We start from the raw sequence: 4,847 nt of genomic DNA on the forward strand, positions 1-4,847 counted from the left end.
GCAAAGGATAACCCAATAACCATTCCACCCCAATCAACATTAGGCATATACACTATGGATTGTGAGTCTCTAAATGAACAAGGAAGCATAACAAAATCCTTCCAAAGGTTTGCTGTTTCTAATTCCTTCTATATTCCTAATGAAACCACAACATCATCTACAGAAATTCAAAATTCAACATCCACAATTCAAAATTTCCCTTTGGTTTCATCCCTTCTTCAATCATTCCCTAATCCAGCAGAGAATTTTTGCTTTATTCCATTTACCCTTGCACAGGGTTCTTGTGTTTCCCTTACAATCTATAACATCCTTGGGCAGAAGATAAGGACAATAGAAGCAGGAAACAGGAAAGCAGGCTCTTACACAAACAAAGAAAAAGCCATATTTTGGGATTTAAGGAATGACTCAAATCAAAATGTTTCAAAAGGGCTATATTTTTATCAATTAAAGGCAGATGGTTTTTCTGACATAAAGGCAATGGTGGTGAAATAAAGAAGAAATTGAAAAAAATAGTTAAATTAAATATTTAACCTTATTTTACGGGGGTTAAGCAAAAACCCTTGATAAAAGCAAAAGTTTTAATGTCAAAATTAAAGACCTGACCCCCGATGCCAAAGAATTTATTTTGACAAAAGAAGGATAAAGTTGGTAAAATTAAAGTATGTTAAAAATATATTTATAGAGAGGTGATGTAAGATGTTTAAACAAAGATTAAACAAAGGAATAGCTTGCCTAATGGTATTAGGCTTGCTGGCAGGGATAGGATGGGGAGAACCCAAGAGAACTTTGACAGAGGGAATTAAGGGAACCCAAGCACGAGAGGTTCAAGCTATAGAGATAAAGAGGATGATCAAAGAATTATCTGAGGAAGAGGCACCACATATTAAAGCTAGAATAATTGAGGATTTAGGCGATTTGAAAGCAAAAGAGGCGGTGTCTGAGATAATAAAAGCCCTTCAAGATAAAGAATGGACAGCAAAATGGAAGGCATGTGACGCCTTGGGCAAAATAGGGGATAAAAAAGCTGTTTCTGCTCTTATTGAAAGATTAGAAGATAAGAAAGAAAGTTGGAGCATTAGACAAAAATCTGCACAAGCACTAGCCAATATTGGAGCCCCAGAAACATTTAATGCCTTAATAAAGGCTTTGCAATATGAGTGTGAAATAGAAAGAAAACGTGAGGATATGTATCCTCCCCCTAGGCATGACTATCCTCCTCCCGATGAATATGTGGAAAGAGAATTTGCTGAGGTATTAAAGAATTTTATCGAGGCATCAGAAAAAAAGGATGTTTATATATCCTCTTTGATAAAATATATGAATGATAAAAGCTTGAATAATATTTTTAGGTATCGTCTGAGCTTACTTCTAGCAGGTGAATGGAAAATAAAAGATTCTATTCCTGTTTTAATTGAAACCCTTAGAAATGCTCCATTTCCTCGAGGTGAATTACGAGCTGCATCTGCATATCTTCTTGGTGAATTAGGTGCTAAAGAGGCTATTCCTTATTTAAAAGAGGCATTAAAGGATAATTATCTGACATCGGGAAGGTTAGTCTCGGAAGATTTAGGAAAAGAAATGAAAAAACATATTTATGAAAGAACCCCTGATGGAAAAACAATATTCTCAGCTAGAATAATAAAAAAAGAAAGATGGAGGAACGCAGAAGGTAGAGTAGTATATAGGGAATATTCTTATAATGTAAGAAATGCGGCGGGATCAGCATTACAAAAACTAGGGGTAAAAGTAGAAAGGAAAGGGAATGAATATAGGGTAGTTGAGTAAAATTATGAAGATTAGAAATCTATCAAAATCAATCATTCTGGCATATATCGTTTTTGGAATAAATTCCAGCTTTGATATTGCCACAGCCAAAGAGATTACAAAATCAGTGCAGGTCAGATATTTCTTTAATAAGGATGGCAATGAAAATCCCTCAAGCGATCCCAATTGGTATTATTATTGGTCTCAAACAAAGGCAAACAGAGGAGCTCACCGATATTCTAATAGAAATGATGTTTATGGGTATTACGAGCGTACAAAGAACTATTTTTATGTGTGTAATCTAGCCAGTGGGTATAATAATGAAACTGGAAATAACGGTATTGATTGTTTTGCCGAAACTTGTATCCACGAAAATACTCATTTAACTGACTGGTGGGGTTTTTGGCCAAATGGCTATGATCCTAGCCAAGATGGAGATGGAGATGATATACCAGATAGTTTAGAACCATCATTAGGTTTTGATCCAACAAAAATTGATACAAATCCATTTGATCAATGGGATTTTGACTTTGCTGCATATTCTGAACCAAGAGCCTATGCTGCCGAACACACCTGGACAAAAGGCTCGGCCGACTCTGAAGATTGGTCAGCACCAGGACATATGTATTCAAAATCAAAAACATCAGAAATATCTTCTCCTTCTTCCTTATTCCTTGAAATCCTCATTCCAATCTCAAATCAAAAGATTATTTTACCCAACATTCCAGTCAAAGGAAACACTAATCCAGGATTAGAGATTGAATGGAAAGCCGATGGAGGAGCCCAAACAATTCTTACAACCTCAGGTGTAGAGGGAACAATTGTTGTAAGCCCATTTCCTAGCTCAAATTCTGGTTTTGGAAAGAATAAGGTAGTTACTGCCAAAGTAATAGACAAAATTCCTCCCGAAACCTGGCTTACCTCATCCAAGATTACCCCTGCAAAGAAGATTATCCAGAAAAAAGAGCTTTATCGCCTTCTTCTTGATTGCAGGGATAGGGTTATAGGAAAGATTAAGGTGGGAGAAAAGAAAGTAGGAGAAAGAAAAGAACCTGGAAAGGCATCCTTTTCTTGGGATGGCTCTGATAATGTAACCCCAAATGATAAGCTTGAGTTTATCTATTACCTTATTTCTGGGATGAATAGGTCTCTTAAATCAGATGAATTACCATTTCCAGAGAAATCAGTAGAATATAGCCTAGAAAAAGGAGCATATCGCTTTTATGTCTATGCCATAGATGAGGCAGAAAACAAAGACCCAACCCCTGCTGAATATGGATTTGCTATCACTGAGGATGAAGAAGAAGAAATAGTAGGAGAAGAAATAATTGATCCACCCCTTAAAGCCCCCGGTCCATCCTGTCGTCCACCCGATGATAATAATTCCCTTCCCCAAGAAATAGACTGGGTTCCTGTAAGCTTATATTCAGACATCCTTGTCCTTAATTCTGGCTATGTCAAAGAGATGTGCAAACTACTATCAGACCTCAATGAGCCATTTAACCTAAGAGACCCAGATGCACCCCTTGAATTATTTACCAAATATCCCTTACTTATTATTCCCTCTGGTGGCCTTATTGGAAAAAGCAATAATCCAATATTTAGAGAGAAGCTAAGGGATTATGTATCCCAAGGAGGAACCCTTATCTCTTTTGCCCAGCAACAGGGAAGGGAATTCCAGGCTCTTCCTGGAACACCAACAGGCTTTGGTTGGACAGAGGATGAATTCTGCTTTACCAACTCTGTTTATATTGAAAAGCCTCATCCCATAATGTCAGGACAGAATGGGTTATACATTACAGGAAATGTTGATGGCTATCTTATGAGCTATCCAGAAAACAGCGAAATCCTTCTTACCAGAAAGAAGAACTATAACCCGGTTATGATCTCCTATCCCTATGGAGCTGGAAGCGTTATTATCTCTTCTTTATACTCTGACTGGGCATATTCTAACTGGCAATGGACAAATGATGAGGTTTTCCTTATAAGAGACCTGATAACATTTGCAAAAAACCCACATACACCTATTCCCACATTTTCTCCAAACCAACAAATTAGCCTCAATCTTTTAATTCCAACATCAACATCAAAGATAAAGGCAATAGTCTATAACCCAGGAAAGACTGGCTCCTTAACCATTGAGGCAAAGGATAACCCAATAACCATTCCACCCCAATCAACATTAGGCATATACACTATGGATTGTGAGTCTCTAAATGAACAAGGAAGCATAACAAAATCCTTCCAAAGGTTTGCTGTTTCTAATTCCTATGGCTATCCCCCATCCTTTCTTTCCTTTTCCATTATTCCAGAAAGACCAGATTTCCTTTATAAAGGAAAAGGCTCATTTAATCTTAATATAACAAACCAAGAGAAAGACCAGAGAATAATAAGCATATACACAAGGCTAAATAGGGATATGCCAAGATTCTTGGGAACTTATTCTATATCATCCAACATAGAAATACCATTTGAAATAGAAGAAGTTATCCCAGATTATCCAGATAACTCAAGCTATAGACTAACCATATTCCTCTATGAGAATGGAAGATACCTTGGGAATAAGATTAGTAAAGGTAAAATAGCCTATCCAAAGATAGATATGGAAATCCAACCATTAAAGCCATTCTATCTCCCAAATGACAATGTTTCTTTAAAAGCTACCATAACCAACAAAATAGAATTTGATTATCCAATCTCATTAAACATCTCATCTCCATTTACATCAACCAAAACAACCTTTATCCTAAAATCCTTGGAAACAAATACCATTGATTATTCCTTTGCTCTTAATAATCCTTCCCCGGGAATCTATCCCTTAAGGATTGAGGCTATCTACAAGGACATTATTGTTAGCTCAAAAGACCTTTCCATATTTATTCCAGAGAAGAAAATCTCAATCAATTATAATCCCTTTACCATAAAGCAAGGGACAAATACGATTACCTTCAATATCAAGAATACAGGGATAATTCCTACGGATTTAATAAATTGTAAATTGCAAATTTTAAATTTTAAATTGCAAAATGAAAAAGAATTTACCATTGAGCCATTACCTCCTGAAGGAACCACAAGTTTTATAT

General features: G+C 36.3%; 3 protein-coding genes. All 3 read left to right on the forward strand.

Annotation, left to right across the window (positions count from 1 at the left end):
- Positions 1-492: T9SS type A sorting domain-containing protein (locus AB1630_10305; GenBank protein MEW6104180.1), on the forward strand; the 492-nt coding region annotated here is incomplete at its 5' end.
- Between the two features lie 204 nt (positions 493-696).
- Positions 697-1,785 (forward strand): HEAT repeat domain-containing protein, encoded by a 1,089-nt coding sequence (locus tag AB1630_10310; protein MEW6104181.1) that lies wholly within the window; start codon positions 697-699, stop codon positions 1,783-1,785.
- A gap of 4 nt (positions 1,786-1,789) precedes the next feature.
- On the forward strand, positions 1,790-4,847 hold a 3,058-nt coding region (locus AB1630_10315; protein MEW6104182.1), incomplete at its 3' end, for a hypothetical protein.

It is taken from the genome of bacterium (assembly GCA_040753555.1).
Lineage (GTDB): Bacteria > UBA9089 > UBA9088 > UBA9088 > UBA9088 > JBFLYE01.

Excerpts from the sequence above, each read along its gene's own strand:
- AB1630_10310 (MEW6104181.1), top strand. The coding sequence starts at position 697 with ATGTTTAAACAAAGATTAAACAAAGGAATAGCTTGCCTAATGGTATTA.